Raw genomic sequence first — 21,275 nt, forward strand, 5'->3', positions numbered from 1 at the left:
AGTAGGGATTGGAAAACACTGTGTTACCGGAATCGTTGGGAAACCAGCCTGGCTGTTCAGGTAGTTGTTGTAAATGTCACCTTGCAATAAAGAAGAACCTTTAGCGTCACAACCACAGGAAGCGTTGAAAGCATTTCCGGAATGTAATGCCAGGATGCTTGCAAATTGATTGTCATCCATATCACTTTCAATACCATTCAGCTTCAATGGCACACTAAAGTGGTGGCTGAAATTAAAATATTTCCATCCTATGAAAGGAACATCAACACAAGGTTCCAGGCCCAGGTCAAAACTAAAAACACCACCAGCTTCGTTAAAGTTAGTGATGCTTACAGAAATTTTAAATCTTGAGAAAGGCTGCCAGGTATAGCTTACATTGGAATTGAAGTTGAAACTTTTACCAACATTGCCGAAAGGAGTTCTCAAATTAATGGTAATAGTTACTAATCCGTTGACTGCACTCGCGCTTACACACGCGCTACAACTTATAAAAGAGGGTGTACACCACTCCATAGCAGCAAGATGGTCGTATCCGCTATAAACGGCGCCTTCTTCTACTTTTTCTACGTTTGCTATTTTTGCCATGTTATTTATGTATCAGTTTGCCTACTCTTTTATAGGGTTTTTCGGCTTGCTTCCCTGTTTTTAATAAATGGCTTATTCAAAATAAATTCCTAATTCAGTTTAGATATAGGCATGTAAACACATGCAGGTTATTTAGGAAGGGGGATTTTCAAATAAGCCCAGAAACAATCGACGCTAGCTTTCTTTTGTATTCTGAACTAAAATTACAGGGCATTCCAAGGCTGTAGTAAACAAATGATATGAGTAGGGAAATTATTGACATGAACCATAAAAAAACAGCGTATGAAAATAATAAGGAATAAAAAAAGCCCTTCCGGATGAGGGAAGAGCTATGACAATAAAAGCAGAAAATACCTTATCGCAGGATGTTCAGTTTTTTGATAAAATCTTTATGTTTTTCGCTTAGGGTTACTTTATGATTTCCTTTTAAGATGACCAGATTATCATGCAATACTATTTCTTCTATCTTATTAGCATTCACGATATAATTTCTATGGGTTTTGACAAACTTGTTCTTTTCCAAAAGTTCACTGATTTTGGTCAGGGAAATCATGATTACGAATTTTTCATGTTCCGTAATAATATTGCAGTAGCGTTCTTCGACTTCAATGTAAACGATATCATCAATCAACACCTTTTTTAAAGCGTTTTTTTTCTTGATGAATAGGGAGTCGGTGCTGAGAACAGTGTCCTGGTCGTCGCTTAGAAAGACATTGGACTGCTCATAAAATTTTTCAACAGCCATTTCCACAGCATACAGTATTTCCAATTCGTTAAATGGTTTTAGCAGAAAGCTGAAAGGTTTTGTGAGTTTGGCCCTTTCGAAAATCTGGCGGTCGTTGGAGCTTGTAAGAAACACAAACGGACGGGCAATATCAGGAGTAATATTAATAGTTTCTGCAAATGTAATGCCTTCCGGTGAACCGTTCAGGAAAACGTCAATAATTACAATATCGACCGTATTTTTATAAAATAAAGCCAAGGCATCACTGAAGGTTGTAGCCACGCCCGCAATAGCATAATTGTTTTGCGTGAGTACTTTGACAAGTGCCTCACTTTCTGCCGGAGTATCTTCAATAATTAAAACGCTTACCTTACTCATTTTTCTTTGCTTTTAACAGTTGAATACTAATCTTTGTACCTTTATTTTCTTCACTTTCAATAAGTAGCTTCCCATCATTTTTCTGTGCCATTGACAAGCATAATTGCATGCCTAATCCGGTTCCGTTTTTTTCAGGATTTTCTTTTTTTGACACCAATGCTGATTCTTCCAGAAGCTGTCGGATTGTTTCCCGACTCATTCCCTGTCCGGAATCTTCAACGGTCAAGGTACAAAAATCTTCCGAAGCGCTGCCATGAATTGTTATCCGGCCATTTTCCCCGGAGAATTTGATGGCATTGTCCATCAGGTTTCGCAGTATTATTTTTAAGGAACTTAAATCGGCACAGGCGAATAATGCTTTGGGAACCAAATTTTCAAAATGGATATTTTTTTCCTGCATCAGCGGCTTGTAATTGAATTCCATTTGCTGTACGACAGAAAAGAGGTGTACTGATTCTTTGTGGAAATAAAGCTGTTTTGTTTGGAGCAGTGCCCAATGCAATAGATTGTCAAGCAGATTATAGGAACTGTGGGCAATAGAACTGTTACTTTGAAGCTGTTTGTCTAATGCTTCAAAATTTTTACTTTCCAGGCTTTCTGCTAACTTAAAATTACTTGTTTTTAATGCATTGACAGAAGAGCGAAGGTCATGGCTGACGATTGAAAAAAGCTGGTCTTTGGCAGCATTCAGTTCATCCAGCTTGTTTTTTTGTGAAAGGATGATACGGTTGCTTTTTATTTTCTGCCTGTAGAAATAAATACCTGTTCCAAACAAAACCAGCAATAGCACAGAAGAATAGAAAAAACCGTTTCTTTCTGCTATTTTCAGCTTGTTTTCAGCCTCCAGGATGTCAATTTCCTTTTCTTTCTGCCTGACGGTAAATTTCTTTTCCAATTCAGCAATTGCCCAAACTTTATTCTGGTCATTTAAAGAATCTCTCCAGCTTTCGTATTCTTTTCTGTAGGTTAGGGCAAGAGGAAAATTTTTATTGTTTTCTGCAACAACCGCCATATTCAGTGCGGCATTCTGCTTTAATTCTGCATTTTTAATTTTTTTAGATAGGGAATAGGCCTTTTCAAAATAGGGAATAGCCAGATTGTCTTTGTATTGCTCGTAGTAAAGATTTGCAATATTCATATATGAACCTATCAGAGAGAGGGTATCTTTTTCTGCCTGCATGACTTCCGAGCCTTTAGAAAGATAGGCATCAGCCTGCTCATATTTTTTTAGATGCAGATAGCATAGCCCGACATTGTGATAGACCACACCTCTTTTAAAATCATAATTACCGGTTTCCGGAAGATTTTCGATTTCTTTAAAATAACGGATAGCCTGTTCGTAATTATTTTCTTCGAGGGCAATTTCGCCCAGATAGAGCCTGACTTTATAATAAAAACGGAATCTTTTAGAAATCTGTAGAAATTCCTTTCTGGCTTCCTGGAGCAATCTTTTGTTCTTGAAACTGAATGCCCTGAAATAATGGCAATAATCGGCTATTTCCGGATTGCCGTTATGTGCCAGCTGTTTCATAGAATACACCAGTGTAGAGTCCCAGTTTTTTTCTAAAAAGAAAGCCTGCGCTTTATAAAAATCAGTCTTGTCCCTGTTTTCGAGGGCTTTTTTTCTGATTTCTGAATTCAGGAGACTGTTGTTCTGCTCCTGTGAAAAAAGAAAATAAGCCGGAAAAAGGAATAGGAGAATAAGCGCCAATTTAATTCGGGACATCATTACTGGGTGGTGCAGTGGCAATAATTTCGTTCCTAGCTTTGCAATACGTGGGTTACTGTTCCTCTTGAAGTTTTTGGGTTGGCATCTTCAAAATGGGTGTTCTGCGTAAAAGTTCTGATACTTTTGATTTCCTGCTCTCCATCTTTTATATCATGGGCATAGCTGACAAACCAGGCCAGATAATCTTTAGGAGTCTTTTCTGCACTTTCGTAGTTTAACACTAACCTTAATTCATTTTGGGCAGCATTATCCAGGTCAAGGAAGAGTTCAACCGGAGCTTTCCCCAAAAGTGTTTTCGGAATAAGGATAACCATTCTTACATTTAAGACCGGGCCCTTGTCGGTCAAATCGATTTCTGCAGAAACCATAGGGGTTAAAAGTTCCGAAGGGTCGATTACGCCTATTACATTAAGGGTTTCAAAATTGATTTGAGAAATTTGCTGTGCGCTTATAGGCGTCAGCTTGCCTGATGAAATTGAAGCATTCATACTATTAAGTTTTAATTGTTGAAGATTTGGCAGGGCTTGGGGTATTTTTGGAAGGTTAAAGGTAATTTTTTTCTTTAATAAATTCCTTTTTAGTAAGAAATATTTGATTCCGGAATTGTATAACCCTTCTATTACTAAAAAAAACTCCGGCGATACCAAAATCTTTTTGAGATGGGGTATGCCAGAGTGATAAATTAAATTTGCTGAAAATATCAGCCGTTTTGATAAAAAATTATCGGGTCGTATATCCGCCATTTGCGAAGATGGTCTGTCCGGTAATCCACCATCCGTCAGTTACCAGAAACTCAACCAAAGGAGCTATGTCTTTAATATTGGTCAGGCCACCCAAAGCAGAAGCCGATTTATGGTAGGCCACTGCATCCTCGCTCTCCTGTCCGTAGAAAAAAGGTGTATCCATTGGGCCGGGAGCTACTCCGGTTACCGAAATTCCTCTTGAACCAAATTCTTTGGAAGCCATTCGGGTAAAATGTTCAACCGGTGCTTTTGCTCCGGCATAGGTGGAATACAATCCGGTGTAGGCTGCCAAAAGCGAAGTTACTATTGTGCAGATTTTGCCATTGTCGTTTACCTTTTTTCCGGCCTCCTGTATAAAGAAATAAGCTACTTTAGAATTGATGTCGAACATGGTGTCGTATTCTGCTTCTGTTGTATCCAAAAAAGGCTTTTTCAGAACCATTCCCACGGTATTGATAGCAATGTCTATACCTCCAAATTTTGCTTTCGTTTCTTCAAAGAGTTTTTTAATGTTATCTACTTTTGTTAGGTCTGCCTGAAACAGAAAAGCCGTTCCTCCGGCATTTTGGATTTCAGCTAATGTTTTTTCCGCATCAGCTTTTGTACTGCTGCTGTTGTAATGAATTGCCACTTTCGAACCTTTAGCCGCAAAATCCCGGCTTAATAAACCTCCCAGGTTTTTTGCACCACCTGCAATCAAAACCACTTTTCCTTTTAAATCGTTTCTTGCCATTGTATTTGTTGTTTAATGAGTTACAAATTGATAAGGCAAAGATGAGAAGAGTCCGTTTTTTAATTATGGTGAACTTTTCGGAAGTTTATAGAAAAGTAATTTTGAGTACTCGCTCCGGTCATGATTTTTAGCCACAGATTAAAATGATTGCACAGATTAAAAACAATCAATGAAAACAACGGGCTTAATTTCAATAATTTCCCTTTGCGGCTCTGCGACTTTGCGAGCAACTAATTTCACGCAGAGCCGCAAAGTTTCCATGAATTGGCTTATCTTTTCCGGAATGTTCCGGGAGCCTGTCCCGTAAATTTTTTAAAAAACTTGGAAAAATTAGAAGGGTCGTAGGTCAGTATTTTTGCAATCTCTGCAACGGGTAGGTTTGTTTCTTCCAACATTTTTTTTGCCTGGTCGATAATCTTCAGGTCATAAAAATGACAGGGATGATGTCCTGTTTCCTGTTGGATAGTATCCGTCAGGTGCTTGTGAGAAATAAATAATTCGCTGGCTATCTGGTTAATTTCCATAAAGTCGGTCACTTTTCCGGTAACCACGTCGGCTATATGCCTGTCCAGAAACTGAAAATAGTTTTGGGTAATTTCTTCACTTCGTTTTTGAGTGTCTTGTTTGGTCATGATTGGAACTGTTAGCCTTCATGCAAGTTATAAAATGTTTTTTGGTTGTTAAAAATAATTATTTTATTATTTAGGTTAGTTGTAAAACAGTTACATGTCTAAGTTTTTAATAAATTTGTTATTATCTGGAGCTCGGTTTAAGTAAAATAATTATACAAATCACGATGACAATAGAAGAGCTTTTAAAAGACAAGGCGATAAAGTCTAAAGAAAAAACAGAAATAATAAGCAAGTGGATTTTGGAAAAATCACTGCCTGTTGACGAGCTTATTGCTTTTGCAGAAAACCAAAAGGACTCTGCAATGGCAACCTGTATTGAAGCCCTGGAATATGCTACGAAAGAGCATCCGGAAATTGCGAATGAGAATGTATTAAATTTTGTAACCGATACACTTACTTCCAAGGTGCCAAGAATAAAATGGGAGAGTGCCAAAGTAATAGGCAATATTGCCCATCTGTTTAATACAAGATTAAAAACCCCAATTGCCCATTTGCTTATCAACACAGCGCATGAAGGAACGGTAGTCCGTTGGAGTTCAGCATTTGCATTGGGCGAAATTCTGAAATTAAGGACAGAATACAATAAGGATTTATTGCCGGCGATAGAAGGCATTATCAAAAAAGAAGAGAAAAAAAGCATACAGAAAATATATAATGATGCTTTAAAGGCTCTGAAAAAGTAAAACATCTGTTATAGATATTTTTATAAAAAATTGACCGTAACTTTTGCAGAGTAAATGGAAGATACAGGACAATTTACAACCTAAATAATAAACCCAATTAATAAACTTAAAACCAAAAGAGTATGAAAAAAAACATTTTAATTATTGCATTGGCCTTTGCAGCATTTGCCTGTAATAAAAAAGAAGAAAACAAAACGGAAGAAAGTGTTACTACAGAAGAAGTTCAACCGGCTGCTGCTGCAACCATAGATTTGTTCGATAAAGAATGGAAGCTGCAGGAATTAAACGGAAAAGCGATTAAGTTAGATACTACTTTCAAAAAAGAACCGCTTATGGTTTTTCAAAAAGGAACCGGCAAGCTAACAGGAAATGGAGGCTGTAACAATTTTTCAGGCAGCTATAAACTAAAAGATGCAGACGGTATTGAATTGTCTGAAGGCGGAGCAACCATGATGGCCTGTCCAAATCTTGGTATTGAAGGCGAATTCTTTAAAGTATTCAAACAAGTAAAAAGCTATCGTATCGAAAATAATAGCCTTATGCTTGATAACGAAAAGAAAGAAGTTGTGGCGAAATTAGTAACGGGGAAATAAGAGAAGATGATTGTATTCAGATTTAGTTTCCGAATAATCTTTATTTAAAAAATGTCTATTTACATATACAATAATAGAGACAACAAAGGCAACCACTCTGGTTGCCTTTTTAAGTTTCATGAAAAACATCTAATCTGAAACACAATCATCGATGAATCCAAAAAATTCTTCAAAAAATAATTCCAAAGCTTTGCCTTCATCCCCAGAATTATATAATAAAATATCGCACCAAGACCTAACAGGATTCTCGTTATACTTTTTTTCAGTATAATCTTGAAACTCTCCCATGATATGGACATCAGTACATCAGTTACTCCATCGGTATCTCTTAAATACCAACCGTCTAAGAAAGCTTTTTAGGCACGATATCGAATTCCTACTAATATACATGTATACATGACAGGTCTCTCTTTTACTAGTTTTAATAAATCTATTATTGAATTCATTTTAAATTGTTTTTATAGTATATACGAGATAGTAAAAGTCATTAATACTACATGGAAATAAAAAGTATGGGCACTGTTATATGTGCCCATCCATTCTGTGTAGCGAATGCCGTTGGAAATGTTTAGTCAATCTTTATTCAACGACTTCATAATTTATGTGATTAATCTTATAATATCTATTTATATCGTTCCCGAAATTAATAAATATAAAAAACTCAATAGTTTGACATAAAATTATTACCAACAATGCTCTTTTATTAATACTCTTTCTTATATATCCATAAATCAGAACGAATATAATTTGAGCTATACCAAATAAAAAATTTAACAAAACGATAGCCATATCACCACCTGATTTACCTAAATTAAAATACAAAATAATGCCAAATATTACTATTGATAGAAGGATGTTAAAGTAAAGAAATTTATTTTTTATCATTGTCCATTAAGTTGATTAAACGCATTAGTAATTATTTCTAACATTTGTTTTTGCGGTCGATAGTCTTGATGATAGCTGTGTCCTGCACTATTTTTAAACCAATTAAAAGGATTGTCAGCTACATTAATCTCATATGAATCTGAAAAAGGGTCAATATTCATCCATCTTCCAATAGCAAGATCATAATTCCTAGCGCCATAATCGTAAAAATTCAATCCCAACTCATCCTGCCATTCCTTCCGTTGTGCTTATACTGGTAAGTTTTTCTTTCTTGCAGTCACTCTAGCAGTTCTATCCTAGCGAATACTGGCCTTTCCTCAAAATTAGATATATTATCTAGTCTGAAATACTATCATATATTTCCAGGATTTCACCTTCTCCTAAAAGATTTAGATCCTCATCAAAATAATAAAATTTCTTTCCAATTTTAAAACCTCTTTTGGTTGTTTATTATTTGTTTGGAAACGGTATTCGAACTAATTTTAAGCAAAAAGAAAACCACCTTATTTAGAGTGGTTGACTTCTTAGTAAAACCATTATTTTGGTTCATAAACATTTTTTGGATTTTTTAACTTTTCATCATTAAAGCTCTTCCATTTTGCTTCATCCTGCTTTATTTTATCCCAAACGTTTGGATTATTCCAAAACCGGATATCATCTGGATTATATTCAAATCCTTTTTCATTTACAGCAGAAAACTCTTGAAAAAAAACTTGTTTTTGCCTGTTTTTTATCTCACCAAGATTTGTGTAGTCATTAATATTCAATCTGAAAAAATTATTGATTTGTAAAGTTCCATTTGCTCTGAGGGCAATATATGCCTTTGCGTTGTAATGATAGCCCTCATATGGAAGATTTCCATACTTCTCAATGGGTTTGACTTTTTCCTTATCCCAATCTTTTGGATATAGTTTTTTATTCTCTACTTTATCGATAATGAAAAAAACTAATCTATTAAAATCAGGACTATACATAATCGTATCAATAATTATCACAGCATCATCATCATAGGATTCAGCATGATACCCCCCTTTATGCAATTTAATTTCTTCTTTGATTAAATGTACCAAATTGATACTGTCTTTAGAAAGAAGACTTTTTGGTGCTTGAGTTTTAGAAATAAATTCCTTTGGTGTTTCTTTTACCGTTCTATTCTGGCAACTAACAAGTTGAGAGAATAGTAAAATTATAATAATTGATTTGTTCATGTTTTCTAGCGGGTCTCTTTTTTACTAGTTTTAATAACTCGATTATTGAATTCATTTAAAATGTTTTTTATAGAAAATATTGGGTACAGTAAACAGTAAAAGTCATTTTCAATATTGAATCTTTAAAATTTAGTTTACGTCTTAATTTAATAATACCAAATGCAAATAAAAAAGGAAGGGCACTATTCTAATTTTTCATAAAGCGAATAAATTTCACTCTTAGTGTCTTCATCAAGAGAATTGTAATCAATTAAATTATTTTTGAATAATTGAAGTATTTGTGACTTCAAACCAGGATAAGTATCCCAAAAACTCTCTTGAATATTTAATACTTTTATTAACAAATCTCCTTCAAAATAATCAGTTTCGATTAATGGATTTTCTTTTAAAATTTCAATAGCGATAGGTACTAGATATTTTAATCCTATATTTTGCCCAATCAATAGTCTTAAATCTTCAGGTTTTAATAGTTTTATTTTTTTATTTGTAAGTTCAAAGGTCTTTAGAACAGTAAACGAATCAAATTCTGGTTTTTTCGAGATTCCTTTACCTTCTAATTCATTTATACTCTTTTCTATTATTTCTAAGTTATCCTCCAAGTTCATTTTTTGCTTTATTTAAAATATTTTGTATTTGGTCCTTTCTGTTTTGTATTTGGGTTCTTAAGCTTTTTGCAGCTTCAAGTGTTTCGTCAGATAGACCTCCATTGTTAATTAATCTATTTAATTTATTGATTTGATTACCTAGTCCTCGTAAAGCATCAGGTCCTAAAGGCTCGATGCCGATAAAATAACCGCCGTCCTCCTTGCTGATTCGACATATTCGTACTTGTCTGAATTGTACTTCTCATGCTTCATCCCGAAAGGATAGTAATTGTTCTCTTCCATGATGTATATCTTTCCCTTAGCCTTGTCCATGCCGTAGCTCAGCCTGATATTGTCCAGGTGGTCCTTGATGTTGTACACATAACGGGAAGTGGCAACTGGCCTTGATCCGCCAACAGGTTACGTTACTATTTTGTAAAAACACCTAATCTGATACATTACCAAAGTCGCCTGTTAAGGGGGGCTTTGTAAATACCTTATGAGTTACCATTAATAATTAATTCATAATATGTGTTCTTAGTGAGATTTATCTTCATATTCCAGTAGCATGAACCACCATCTGCCGTATCGACCATTTCATTTTTCCAATCTAAAAGTTTTGCTTTTCCATGATCGTTATAAATAGTTGGTATTTTGCAGAATGAATTTACGTATACAATCTTATCACCATTTCCATTAATGTAGCAGATATATTGCCTATATCTATTTTTTAATTCTTTTAAGGTTTGCTCTTTTAAAAAATAAAATTCTCCTTTGCTTAAAGCATCCTGCAAAATAATATCAATTTGTTCTAATTCCGATTGAGTTGGTGTCAAAGGTTTATATTCCTTCCCTGCAATCCAGTTGATATATTCAGATTGATTAATAATTGTTGCTTTTTTATCAGTCCTAAATGCTTGCTTTTGTTGAGAACAAGACAAGATGCAAAATAGAATAATTATTGAAATAAATTTTGTTTTCATATTGTATTTAGTTTACAATTATTGGAGTGGCACGGAGAATAATTCCTTGCTCTTCCCTTATTTTATTTTCTCTTTCTCTAACAATAAGTTCATCCTTTTGAACTTCTACTTTATCACCAGGTTTTTCACCATCAGGATTAATAATAGTTACAGGAGTTTTATCGTAGTCACCTTTCGCTTTACTATTTTCGTCAGCATGAATAAGCTCATGGGCTAATCCAATTTCTGCAGGTCTGCCAGTAGTTCCATCTGCATTTGCAATTGTATCTCCATTTTTATTTGGATCAAATATTATAGCAGTATTACCATTTTTAGACCTGTCAGCTCTATTTTCATCACCAATAACAATTGAAACTTTTTCTTTAGCACCGATTAAACCACTTATTAGGCTACTTCCTTCCCCTAAGGTTTTACCTTCATTTGCTTTACCTCCTTTTACTTCTTTAACAACATATCCTCCCTTTGTTTTTACTAATTCTAATTTTGAATTTGTAAGTTTTTGAAGGTTATTTAGAACGGTAGTTCGTTGTCTTGAGCTTTCAGCACCATTAGGATTCTTGCCTTTAATATTTGGAATAAAAATTTCATTCCCATCTGGGTCTATAAACATGACAGGATTATTTGCCACATAAGCATACGGAGAAATGAAACTATATTTTTCTGCTTTGTTGTCAATATTCATCCACCTTCCAATTGCAGGGTCATAATTCCTCGCCCAGTAGTCGTGAAGTTAAGCCCCAGCTCGACCTGCCATTCCTTCCCGTTATATTTATATTTACAAGTTTTTATAAATTCCCCATTTGTCTGTTTACTATAGTGATCTTATTTCGATTACATTTAAATTTGATTTCACCTAATAAATCTTTTTGTGGACAATAGTATTTTATTGTAGTTATTTTACCTTTTTTTGATATCTTTTCTATAAAGAAACTACTACAATTTACTAATTTAGTTCTTTGGTCGTTAAGAATTCTAGAATATTTGCCCTTGTGATATTTGAAAGGGTCATTTTCATCTTCGGAAAAAACCTTCTTAAATTCAAAAAATTGGTTATTACAATTTTGAACAGTCTTAATTGCAATTGAATTAGTTTTGTCAATTATATTTACTGTATCACAATCAGCATATCTAAGCTTGTTTAAAAAGATAGTATCATTTATTAAAACTTTAATATATTTATCGTTTTCCTGTGAGTATGAAAATGTAGTATAAACTAAAAATAAAATTATTAAGTATCTCATATTTAATTATTCTTGCATCGTTAATTTAATATTTGGATTTTTTTCTAGAAGATTTTTGATAATATTCTGTGTGCTTTGCGGAAGTTCTCCTAATTTGTTTAAAGCTTTCTTATTATTCACCATCTGGTTCATAGACTTCATCCCTTCTTTTCCTAATTTTGAACCAGCATTATCGTAATAGTCAGAATAATTATTATTCCAGAATGCTTCGATTTCAAAAGCTCTGCCATCTTCTGACTCAGTATTTTCATATCCATACTTATCTAAAAAAGTCCATTTATTACGACGGCCGTCGTTATAAGTTGCATTTCCATAATGTACTGATTCATGCAATACGGTAGTTAAGAAAGCTAATAATGCTAGCTCTTTTTCATAGCCAGTTGCATTTTCTAATTGTTGTGCTAACCCCTCATAAATATAAATTTCATTATCTCTTCCTCCAGGATAATATCCATTCCCTATTGATAAAACATCTCTACCTACAATATTAAGTTTAATACCGCCCTTTCCAAAATTTACAATTTTGTCTTTAATCTGTTTTTCGGTAAAGTTTCCATATTTCATTAGAGAATTCATAATCGTTTGATTTCCTAATATTTCTTTTATATTATTTTTTAAATAATTAGTAAGTACTTTATATTTATTTTGGTCTTTAACCGGAATTTCAAAATGCCCTTCAATATCAACAAGATTAACGGGGTCATTACTAACATAATGATAAGGTGTCCTATCTTCAAACTTCTCTGTAAAAGCATCTATAGTAAAATATCTTCCAATCGCAGGGTCATAATTCCTTGCCCCGTAGTCATAAAAGTCCAGCCCCAACTCGTCCTGGAACTCCATTATTCTTGTACTGCTAAATGTATTAAATTTCCATTTAGCTCCAAAAATAAATCTTTAAGACGGCATTCAAAATAACAAAGCTTTTTGAGAAACAGATTGTTCTTCTGTTTAGCCTTTTCAGATGCGTTCGCAAAGTAAGATTCTTTCTTTTAATGTTGTTTGTCCCAAAACGTTTTACTGAATGTAGCTCTGTGTTAAGTAAATAGCGATCGTTTTTTAGCCTGTCGGTAAATATTTTTTTGCATCTGAAAGTTTCAAAGCATCTATCACACGGCTTAATGTTTTGTTTGTCTGCTTGCCGATATTAAAACCGACTACACTTTTGGAATCTTTTTCTAAAGTATAGACCAGCTAGACAAAATTACACTTATGCCAGACATAGGTACACATCTCATCTACTTCATAAGTTTTGCCCTTGCTGACAATTGGATGAGAAATGTTTCTGGTGATTGAGATAATTCTTTTCAATAAAGTTGTAGTTGAAATTTGTAGTATTCTCGCAGTGCTTCTTATTTCTAAGCCTTTTTTAGTAAGCGAAACTATTTCTTGTCTAAATTTCTTATATTCATACCTTGACTGCTCTCTCTTTTTTTACAAATACAGCATTTATAACGCTGGCTTCCATTAGATTGAAATCCGTTTTTTATACAGTCGCCATTAAAAAAATTGCATTTTATTTCCATGGCCTAATTTGATACACTAAGTTAGCATTGAATCATTTTTAAGCTTTTTATGACTCTAAAAATAGAAGAAACGACCCAATTGGTCGTCTCTTTTTTATTTGTAAACTTTAAATTCACATTCTTTATCAGGCAGTTAGATGTCTATTTTATGAAAATACCTAATCTGATACATTACCCTCGAAACTGCGAGGGAATTTATCATCAAATAACTACTTCCAGTAGATAACACAATTTGGTATTTCTTTCTTAAGGCGGGTAATTTGCTCTTCTGGAATATTATCATTCCCTTCGATGCCCAAAACAGTTAATTTCTTCATGTTCCAAATACCCTTTGGCAAACTATTCAGATTACAATCATTTAAATTTAAAATCTTTAACGATTGTATTTCGAGATTGGAAATGTCTATATCAAAATTGTTTGACAAATCAAGACTTTCCAGTTTTAAACTGTTTATTTCTAAGGGCAATGATTTTAAATCATTCATAACTAAAGCGAGCTGCCGCAGACTCTTTAGATTCCGAATTTTGGCAGGAACGTTTGAAATATTCGTACATGGTTTAACATCACATTCCGACCCCGAAAAAGACAAAATTTGAAGGTCACACAACTCGAAAATTTCACTGGGAATTTTCTTATAGCGATTTCTATTCTGAATCTTTAATTCATTAGTTCTTTTCGATTCCTCAATTTTACCTTTTGTCTCATCATCTATTTTCTGTGCAGTTGCACAAGACAAAATAGATAGCAAAATAATCAATATTGAAATCAACTTAAGGAGTCTTAACTGTACCATTTGCATTATATATGTTATTTGTTGCTGTTCCAACATTTACCGTTCCAGAAGCTTTCAGAGTTTTTGTATCAATATTAAGTTTCATAATATCAGAAGCTAATACGCCCCGTCTATATGGACTCATGGTTTTTTGTCCCGCTGGTTGTCCGCCGTAACCGTATTGATCAGAAACTGGTGTCCCTCTTGGCGACATGATACCAGGAACTCCGTTGTCAATTGTCGCATCATGTCTGCCGCCATCGGCTTCTCCCGCTTCGTACCATCCCAGCCCATGACCAAATTCATGAGCGTCGGTACTACCATTTGATAATTCATATGACAGGAGAAAACCCGAATTTCCTGGAGTATCATAAAAAGAAGATTTAGGTTGTGGACTGGTAGCATCCCATGCTGAACCATTTTCGACACGGACAAAATTATTTTGCGCATTGTCTCCATTATTTTTTGCCATTTCTTTCGCATCATTTTCACTAACATATTCCCCTGATATTGCAAATTGGACTGCATACGTGATTCCATCAATATCAATCGTTCCTCCTGCGGCATTCCAAAGCTTCTGAATATTCGCAGCTGTATCAGTAGCTTGTTGCTTACTCGCTCCACCACCGTAAAAATACATAGTTGAGCTAATAGTAACCGTTTTGTTTTTCTCATCAAGTGTTCCAATTCCAGAACGTCCATCAGGGTCAATAAAATTCAACGGATTATTACTAACATAATTGTAAGGCGTATTACTATATAATTGCTCTGCCAACGGGTCAATATTCATCCACCTTCCAATCGCAGGGTCATAATTCCTTGCGCCATAGTCATAAAAGTTAAGCCCCAGCTCGTCCTGGAACTCCTTCCCATTGTACTTATATTTATACTCCAACGGTGCAATTGGTCTTCCAGGTCTTAAATTTACCTTTTCGTCAATCCTTTGGAAAGAATTCCAATCTGAGCTATAATTGGTATGTTTGAGTCCAAATGGATAATAATGGTTTTCTTCAATAATCTTTAGTACGTTAGTAGCCGGATCAAGTCCATATGAAAGTCGAATGTTGCCCAGATGGTCTGTGTAATTAAAGACATAATTATAGCTTTCTGGCGTTATTACAGTCTGGTTTTCTAAACTGCCACCATAAACTGCAGGAGTGTAATTTACATAGCCTTCAGCTGTTGGAAAAAATAACAACGCTTTGCCCTTGTACTGAAATCCTTGGAGATAGCTATAATTTTTGGGTGTTCCAGCCTCAGTGACCAACTTTTGAACTTTTTTTCCGGCAGCATCGTAAAGATATTCAATTTTATTGGATTCTGAACCAAAAACAATTTTTGTTGGAAGATTAAGGTGGTTGTATATTATTTGAGTTATACCTTTATTTTGATCCAAAATCATATTTCCATGAGCATCATAATCATAATCGTCTTCTGGATCAGTATTTCCATCCAAACTATCGTCTTTAAAGCCTTGAGGACTAAAAGTATAATCCAGTACCTTCATTAATTGGTTTTTCTTTTGGGGATGATAGGTGTAAACTAACCTATCGATCTCTAACGCCATAAAATCTCCATCATAGGCTCCATTTCTAACCAAATCGGTTATGTTTCCATTCCTGTCATAGGAAATCTCCTCATCGTAAGAATTAAAAGTCATGCCACTTTTCTGGTAAACAGCCCTCTTAAGCCGATTAAGATTATCATATTTATAACCATACGATCTAATGATGTCATTGCTTGAAGATCTCCAAAAAGTTTCTGAAATATTACCGTTGTACAAAGGTTTTATCTCGCCTTCAATTGTGTTTTCTACTGTCTCATAGTTGATTTTGAAAGCAAAGAGATCATCAGGGCTTCCAGGCTGTATAAGGTTGTTGGCTTTGTTGATTTCTTTAAGCCATCCTTTTATATTATATGCATAGTCAACCTTCTGTAATGAGGTATTTCCTGATAGATCTGTTCCTCCGGTTCGTTTTACGATAAGTCTGCCCAGTTCATCATATTCGTTCTTTGTAAGGAGCTGCGGAACACCATTCTCGCCAATCTGGTGTATATGCGTGAGAAGACGGTCCTGATTAGAATAGGTATAACTATCCTTGACATAAAGTTCACCAACACCGGCTCTGGAGTGCCTTACTATAGAATAGACAACCTTTCCTGTAAAATCAAGCTTATTGTCTGTAATTGCATATCCACCAAGATAATTTGTCGTCTTTAATCGAATGGCTCTGTCTTTTGAATCATAAAGAGAATATGAGGACTCGCTGATAACTGAAGCCGCTAAGTTAGGAACACGTTTCCAGGTTCCTGTCGGTAGCCCTTTTGGTTTGACGGTAAGGTTGTAGTATACAGGCTGGCCTTCCACATCAGGAAAACTTGTAGGTGCTCCCGGATAATCGTAATCGTCATAATAATTTACCGTAAGTACGTGATATCCTGATGTGGGCCATGCAGTGTTGGTGTAGCGGAAAGCCACACTGCTTACAATATTGTCAGAAACAGATTTGGTTTCGCTCAGGTTCGATGTCTGCATATTCCGGGCAGCCTGAAGGGAAGCCCTTTCATTGTTCGTTACTGTAGCGGGCATCCATCCGGTATAAACGATACGACCAAAGGTGTCGTATTTGGTAAAGAGCCATCCAGAGCCTGTAAAGTCACTGAAAGGTGATAATGCCGGACCGGTAGCGATTACCCTGTCCAGATTGTCGTACACTATAAACTCCCATTGTTTGCCAGGAAGTTTTTTTTCTACAAGACGGTTGCGGTTATCATATCGGTATTGATAACAGACTTCATTGAGGTCTGATAATGAACCGCTGCCGTCAGATAGGGGAGGTAACACATAGGAAAGATTACCGTATTGGTCATAAACATAATAGGTGTCGTGAGGCACTCCTGAATTATAGGTTCTCTTGAGGATTATTTTTCCTTCCTTGTCTTTGAATTCTTCAATTGTATGGTTTAATCCGGAAGTCCAGTTTTCATCTTTGGTAATTGCCTTATAAAGCTGTCCAGCCTGATAATTTCCATTCCTTGTCAGGGATGGGGTGTATAGGCCTGAAGTATTATCCCATGTGGCGGTTGACCTGTAAAGCTTTACTATATCTGCACTGCTGACACCCTGATATTCAAACTTTATGGTATGGTCCGGATTTGCAGATGTCGATACTGCCCAGGCATTGCCAGGAGCCCCCTGTTTTAGAACCCTGTTTAATGGAGAAGGCTCAAATAATTTTTCGCTAAAAGGATTATTGGTCGCTTCAGAATTTGGATTGGGTGGGTTGCTGTAAAAATTTAATGTCCCGGTAAGGGCGCCGGTATTGTAATTCCCGGAAAAATTGCTGCCTTCGTAAGGCAGATATTCCTTTGCCTGACGTCCGAAACTGTCATATTCAATATGAGTGATTATGTCTTTTCCGTTGTTAGATTGTCCATTTCCAATTTGTTGGCTAGGTCTTCCCAGTCCATCATAGTATGTTATATTGACAATTTTATCAGATAGCGGAAATGGCTGTGGATCGGGGCCGCTAATTAATACATCCCTGGTATATTCATATGGGAATTTATAGGTAATACTCATTATATAATTCTGGTCTGCGCTTTGTGCATAGGCGCAAAATGGCAGTAATAAAAAAAAGTATAAAAAATTTTTCATTTGTCGGATTTTTTAGATTACCAGCAGGCTAGTTCTTATAATGGTGTATGTATTCATTTATGATATTTCGGTCATTATCGAGTACATAACGAAGTGTGTAGTTAATTCTATCGTAGATAAATGTACTGGCCGTCCCTTTTGGATCCCTAATGCTTGCTAAACCTACAAGAGGAACATAGCTATAGGTAGTGATCATTGAATTTTGCATATTGATATGCTGGCGCAAGGCATTTATGCTAACCGATTGGCTTTCATCGTAGCTTAACAGTTGTGTTTCGCTTATACCCAATGCTGAAGCAACTTGAGGAAATGTGGCGTTTTCAATTTTCGCGATAATTTTAGTCTTGTTATATCCCCATAAATAGACGGTGCTTTTTCCATTGTTTTCAGAAACTTGTACTGGATTAGACTTGGCATCATATTTATCAAAACTGAATTTCAGATCAAGTACCGTTTGACCGCCGGAGGTTGGATTGCTATTTGGAAATTTTGATGACAAGATTTTTATTGGCAGATATTTGAATCCTGTTGCCGCATTCGAACTATTGCCGTATTGAATTTCTTCTTCAGAGAGTTTTACACCATTTCTTAATGTTTTTTGACGGGATTTTAATACCAAATTTTCTGTAGGTATTGTAAGATAGGTATATTGATTTTCAACAATATCGCTCTCACTTGCTGTATAAGTAGTTGAAATTAAATGATTATGTGCGGGATCATATTGCATTTGTTCTACAATGTCGATGCTGGCATTGGGTTGAAAGAAGGTTTTGGTTGTCTTTTTGCTTACATAATCCTGGTAACTGTAAATTTTATTGAATTGAATAAACGGACCAGTAGTATGAATACGCGCTGTATAATCGTTAAACCTGTTGGCCGATTGATTGTATTCGAATGATATCTCCTGCTTTAAATTATTTGAATTGTCATATTGTTTTATCCATAAGGGTTTTCCCCTTTCAATACTTGCATCATTCAAGTAATATCCTGCATAGTTTTTGGCAAGCCCGGAAGGGGTTGCGCCATTTGCCCAACTATTCGCATTTATAAAACGGGAACTATTAATGTCCGGATTAGAAACAAAATCGGTAAATCGGGTTCTTGTGGAACCATTTCCAGGGGTTGTTTCTATAACCTCTGAATAGGTAATATGTGGGGTTTCCATTATGTTTTTTCCAATCGGGTTAGATCGTAGATAACTAAATCTTGTATTGCCTGAAGTCCAGGTCGAAACATATCTTGGCCATTTTAATAATACTCCGCTGGAACCGGCTGTTCCTACACTTGATACATAAGTATAGTTTTTGATGTTTATGTTTTGTGAAGATATACCGTCAAAATCACTGATTGTTTTTATTCTAACGCCTCCTGCAATATCATTTACATCATACAATTGCGGAACAAAGTCATTGACGCTTCGACATTCCAGTCTTTTTCCATAACTATGCTCTTCATATTCAAATGTAGAGTAACCTCCTGTAGGGTAGGTAATTTTGCTAATCTGACCCTTTAGGGCATAAGTAAATGATGGATTCCGACTCGTAGAATTTGAATCTCCGGGATATGAAAAATCACCATTTGCCTGAAGATTAACATTTGGAATCATTGGATTGCTGTTAGCCGCTTTTCCGTTCCAAAATCCCCAATGATCAATTCCGAATGTGATGGGCTGTGGCAGAGTGCCCGTAGGATAATATTCAAATAAATGTGGTGGTTTTCCAGACTCTTTGATTGACTTTAAGAACATTCGACTGTGCAGGCTTCCTCCAAAATAATCATAATCAAATAGAAAATTTTTAACGACAACGTTGCTTTTGTTACGAACTGAGATCTCATCTAACTTGATGTCAATAAAATCATTGAAAAAACTACCATTGGAACTAGGCAAGCTAGGATTGTCACGGGTATTAAATTTATGATTTTGTCGTGAGTAGTTAAATACAATTTTAAAATCTTCTCCTTCTATATTATCAAGTATTGCGATTTTTTGCAAGGACATTCGTAAACTAGCAGCAGAATATCCGCCTGTTTGGCCTGTTCCGGGAAAAGAGCCATTAACCTCATAAAGACTTCTTTCATCACTATAAAATTCACTTAATACCAAAAAATCTCTTTTATTTGGGAGATTTCCACTATACGCAGGATAATAATCTCCATGCCTTACAAAATCGTCATCGGCAAAAGAAGTAGTAAGAGCACTGTCATCACGATAATTAAAATTGAGTACATAACCCGTATAATATTCGATTTTATAAAGATACCATGCATTTATTACCGGTCTGGCATTGGGATTTTGAGTAATTGGCGCATTTACGGTATATTCTAGATTTTTAGTCTCTCCACCAAAATAATATTTATTTCCCTTGCTGTCGGTAATAATGATTCTTGAGGGTACTTTAGGGAGGCATCCCGTAGGGTTCACAATTTCTTGAAAGGCGAATTGTGACAGATCTACAGACAGCTTTTCAGGCTCGTTCGTTATAGTCTTAACCTGTCCATCATTTCCCATATAAAATTTCCCGGATATCCCATTGAAATTGAATGAAAAGATATCAGGATCGCTTTCATAATTTTGTGGGTCAGACATATTCGATGTAGAATTTGCATACAGGTATTGTTCCATATAAGCAGATGTATAGCTTGTACCGGCTACTCCGTTATAGACATTCGCCGCATTGTGTGTTTTGGTAGCTACTCCTACAATGGTGCCATTAGTATAATGTGCAGTTCCTCCATTCTGTTGTGGAGATCCTTTTTGATCGTCTGCCATCCCATTAATTTCTCGGGTAATTGCTCCTCCCATATTTAAAAACCAATTTTGCCCTATGAGACCATTCCTTTTTGAAGGCCTGAATCCGGAAGCAATGTGGTCTGCGGAGATATTGAAATTGTTTTGGCCAGGTATAGGTATGCTGACTATAGGAATGGTTAGCCTTAATTCACCGGTGTAAGAAGTGCTTGACAAGTTCCCGTATTTTACAAAATCAGTTACTCCCGGAGTTTTTATCTGAGAATCAAAAAAAGTTCTTCCCGGAGTTCCTTGTCCATATGCCAATGAAGTAATCATGACAAATGATAAAATTATTTTTTTCATGATGTGTTTTTATTGTTTGTTAATGGCTTTTACGATCTTCACGGCATCTTCCTGCACGTTGGTCCGTATCTCTATGATGTAGATTCCCTCGGGTACTCCGCCGAGGTCTACGGGCACGGTTCGGTCGGTAATGTCGAAGTGCTGTAACTGCCTTCCGGAAAGGTCGTAGACGGTGGCCGTCCCTTTCTGGAAATCGTAGCCTACCAGTACGTTGGTATAATGTAATGTTGGGTTCGGGTAGGCCTCGATAGGATTTTTCTTTTCTTCCTTCTTGCGCTTATCTTTCAGTTTTACAACCCAGAAGTCGTTTCTTCCCTGTCCGGAGTAGCGGTCGCGCGATGGCGACCCCATGGAGGTCCCTGCCAGGATGTAGCCCCCGTCGCGGGTCTCTATGGCCTTGCGCAGTATGTCCTCGCCGCCGCTTCCTACGGTCTGTGTCCACTGTTCCTCTCCCTTGTCATCGGTCTTGATGGCGATATAGTCGTTGATTCCCTCGCGGTCTTTTTTCTTTGTGGCATAGGCC

At 35.8% G+C, this 21,275-nt stretch carries 19 protein-coding genes; 2 read left to right on the top strand and 17 right to left on the bottom strand.

Going from position 1 to position 21,275, the window contains the following annotated elements; genetic code table 11:
• From ASG38_RS01255 to ASG38_RS01280, 6 genes are all read right to left on the bottom strand, one after another.
• Positions 1-585 (bottom strand): hypothetical protein (locus ASG38_RS01255; protein WP_162239634.1); only part of this gene is annotated, 585 nt, incomplete at its 3' end.
• A gap of 355 nt (positions 586-940) precedes the next feature.
• Positions 941-1,687, bottom strand: a complete 747-nt coding sequence (locus ASG38_RS01260; protein ID WP_056065988.1) for a LytTR family DNA-binding domain-containing protein — start codon at positions 1,685-1,687, stop codon at positions 941-943.
• Entirely contained in the window at positions 1,680-3,413 is a 1,734-nt protein-coding gene (locus ASG38_RS01265; protein ID WP_056065991.1) for a tetratricopeptide repeat-containing sensor histidine kinase, read from the bottom strand. The genes ASG38_RS01260 and ASG38_RS01265 overlap by 8 nt, the downstream gene beginning before the upstream one ends.
• A gap of 35 nt (positions 3,414-3,448) precedes the next feature.
• On the bottom strand, positions 3,449-3,904 hold the full coding sequence (locus ASG38_RS01270; RefSeq protein WP_101472237.1) for a hypothetical protein: 456 nt from the start codon (positions 3,902-3,904) through the stop codon (positions 3,449-3,451).
• A 232-nt stretch (positions 3,905-4,136) separates the two neighbouring features.
• Positions 4,137-4,892: an SDR family oxidoreductase gene (locus tag ASG38_RS01275; protein WP_056065996.1), complete on the bottom strand. Its 756-nt coding sequence runs from the start codon at positions 4,890-4,892 to the stop codon at positions 4,137-4,139.
• A gap of 269 nt (positions 4,893-5,161) precedes the next feature.
• Entirely contained in the window at positions 5,162-5,524 is a 363-nt protein-coding gene (locus ASG38_RS01280) for an AraC family transcriptional regulator (RefSeq protein ID WP_056065999.1), read from the bottom strand.
• A 164-nt stretch (positions 5,525-5,688) separates the two neighbouring features.
• Between ASG38_RS01280 and ASG38_RS01285 the strand changes: the two genes are divergently transcribed.
• The gene (locus tag ASG38_RS01285; protein WP_056066006.1) at positions 5,689-6,207 is read left to right on the top strand and encodes a hypothetical protein; all 519 of its coding nucleotides are present in this window, start codon (positions 5,689-5,691) and stop codon (positions 6,205-6,207) included.
• A 122-nt stretch (positions 6,208-6,329) separates the two neighbouring features.
• Positions 6,330-6,800, top strand: coding sequence for an META domain-containing protein (locus ASG38_RS01290; RefSeq protein WP_056066010.1), 471 nt, complete (start codon positions 6,330-6,332; stop codon positions 6,798-6,800).
• A gap of 1,421 nt (positions 6,801-8,221) precedes the next feature.
• Here the strand turns inward: ASG38_RS01290 and ASG38_RS01300 are convergent.
• The 11 genes from ASG38_RS01300 to ASG38_RS01345 form a co-directional block, all read right to left on the bottom strand.
• Positions 8,222-8,893 carry a hypothetical protein gene (locus ASG38_RS01300; protein WP_056066015.1) on the bottom strand — a complete coding sequence of 224 codons (672 nt, stop codon included), beginning with the start codon at positions 8,891-8,893 and terminating at the stop codon, positions 8,222-8,224.
• A 182-nt stretch (positions 8,894-9,075) separates the two neighbouring features.
• A complete protein-coding gene (locus ASG38_RS01305; RefSeq protein WP_056066018.1) occupies positions 9,076-9,498 on the bottom strand; it encodes a contact-dependent growth inhibition system immunity protein in 423 nt (140 codons plus the stop codon).
• Between the two features lie 476 nt (positions 9,499-9,974).
• Positions 9,975-10,460 carry a hypothetical protein gene (locus ASG38_RS01310; protein ID WP_056066021.1) on the bottom strand — a complete coding sequence of 162 codons (486 nt, stop codon included), beginning with the start codon at positions 10,458-10,460 and terminating at the stop codon, positions 9,975-9,977.
• A 7-nt stretch (positions 10,461-10,467) separates the two neighbouring features.
• Entirely contained in the window at positions 10,468-11,142 is a 675-nt protein-coding gene (locus ASG38_RS18175; protein ID WP_056066023.1) for a M91 family zinc metallopeptidase, read from the bottom strand.
• A 103-nt stretch (positions 11,143-11,245) separates the two neighbouring features.
• Complete coding sequence (locus ASG38_RS01320) at positions 11,246-11,701, bottom strand: hypothetical protein (RefSeq protein ID WP_056066026.1); 456 nt, start codon at positions 11,699-11,701, stop codon at positions 11,246-11,248.
• A gap of 6 nt (positions 11,702-11,707) precedes the next feature.
• Positions 11,708-12,544 carry an RHS repeat-associated core domain-containing protein gene (locus ASG38_RS01325; protein WP_056066028.1) on the bottom strand — a complete coding sequence of 279 codons (837 nt, stop codon included), beginning with the start codon at positions 12,542-12,544 and terminating at the stop codon, positions 11,708-11,710.
• Between the two features lie 34 nt (positions 12,545-12,578).
• Positions 12,579-12,824, bottom strand: coding sequence for an IS1 family transposase (locus ASG38_RS18180; protein ID WP_369814289.1), 246 nt, complete (start codon positions 12,822-12,824; stop codon positions 12,579-12,581).
• Between the two features lie 612 nt (positions 12,825-13,436).
• Entirely contained in the window at positions 13,437-14,027 is a 591-nt protein-coding gene (locus tag ASG38_RS01330) for a leucine-rich repeat domain-containing protein (protein ID WP_157485970.1), read from the bottom strand.
• Positions 13,999-17,658: a DUF6443 domain-containing protein gene (locus ASG38_RS01335; RefSeq protein WP_082482122.1), complete on the bottom strand. Its 3,660-nt coding sequence runs from the start codon at positions 17,656-17,658 to the stop codon at positions 13,999-14,001. Before ASG38_RS01335 ends, ASG38_RS01330 begins: the two co-directional genes overlap by 29 nt.
• 28 nt (positions 17,659-17,686) lie before the next feature.
• Complete coding sequence (locus ASG38_RS01340; protein ID WP_157485972.1) at positions 17,687-20,752, bottom strand: hypothetical protein; 3,066 nt, start codon at positions 20,750-20,752, stop codon at positions 17,687-17,689.
• A gap of 9 nt (positions 20,753-20,761) precedes the next feature.
• Positions 20,762-21,275, bottom strand: a 514-nt coding sequence (locus ASG38_RS01345; RefSeq protein WP_157485986.1) for a T9SS type A sorting domain-containing protein, incomplete at its 5' end; no start/stop codon positions are given.

The organism is Flavobacterium sp. Leaf359, from assembly GCF_001423985.1.
In the GTDB taxonomy this organism is placed as follows: Bacteria; Bacteroidota; Bacteroidia; order Flavobacteriales; family Flavobacteriaceae; genus Flavobacterium; species Flavobacterium lindanitolerans.

What these genes read in the sequence shown, in the direction of transcription:
- ASG38_RS01260 (WP_056065988.1), bottom strand. Translation starts at nt 1,687, where the DNA reads ATGAGTAAGGTAAGCGTTTTAATTATTGAAGATACTCCGGCAGAAAGT.
- ASG38_RS01265 (WP_056065991.1), bottom strand. Translation starts at nt 3,413, where the DNA reads ATGTCCCGAATTAAATTGGCGCTTATTCTCCTATTCCTTTTTCCGGCT.
- ASG38_RS01270 (WP_101472237.1), bottom strand. Translation starts at nt 3,904, where the DNA reads ATGAATGCTTCAATTTCATCAGGCAAGCTGACGCCTATAAGCGCACAG.
- ASG38_RS01275 (WP_056065996.1), bottom strand. Translation starts at nt 4,892, where the DNA reads ATGGCAAGAAACGATTTAAAAGGAAAAGTGGTTTTGATTGCAGGTGGT.
- ASG38_RS01280 (WP_056065999.1), bottom strand. Translation starts at nt 5,524, where the DNA reads ATGACCAAACAAGACACTCAAAAACGAAGTGAAGAAATTACCCAAAAC.
- ASG38_RS01285 (WP_056066006.1), top strand. Translation starts at nt 5,689, where the DNA reads ATGACAATAGAAGAGCTTTTAAAAGACAAGGCGATAAAGTCTAAAGAA.
- ASG38_RS01290 (WP_056066010.1), top strand. Translation starts at nt 6,330, where the DNA reads ATGAAAAAAAACATTTTAATTATTGCATTGGCCTTTGCAGCATTTGCC.
- ASG38_RS01300 (WP_056066015.1), bottom strand. Translation starts at nt 8,893, where the DNA reads ATGAACAAATCAATTATTATAATTTTACTATTCTCTCAACTTGTTAGT.
- ASG38_RS01305 (WP_056066018.1), bottom strand. Translation starts at nt 9,498, where the DNA reads ATGAACTTGGAGGATAACTTAGAAATAATAGAAAAGAGTATAAATGAA.
- ASG38_RS01310 (WP_056066021.1), bottom strand. Translation starts at nt 10,460, where the DNA reads ATGAAAACAAAATTTATTTCAATAATTATTCTATTTTGCATCTTGTCT.
- ASG38_RS18175 (WP_056066023.1), bottom strand. Translation starts at nt 11,142, where the DNA reads ATGAATATTGACAACAAAGCAGAAAAATATAGTTTCATTTCTCCGTAT.
- ASG38_RS01320 (WP_056066026.1), bottom strand. Translation starts at nt 11,701, where the DNA reads ATGAGATACTTAATAATTTTATTTTTAGTTTATACTACATTTTCATAC.
- ASG38_RS01325 (WP_056066028.1), bottom strand. Translation starts at nt 12,544, where the DNA reads ATGGAGTTCCAGGACGAGTTGGGGCTGGACTTTTATGACTACGGGGCA.
- ASG38_RS01330 (WP_157485970.1), bottom strand. Translation starts at nt 14,027, where the DNA reads ATGCAAATGGTACAGTTAAGACTCCTTAAGTTGATTTCAATATTGATT.
- ASG38_RS01335 (WP_082482122.1), bottom strand. Translation starts at nt 17,658, where the DNA reads ATGAAAAATTTTTTATACTTTTTTTTATTACTGCCATTTTGCGCCTAT.
- ASG38_RS01340 (WP_157485972.1), bottom strand. Translation starts at nt 20,752, where the DNA reads ATGAAAAAAATAATTTTATCATTTGTCATGATTACTTCATTGGCATAT.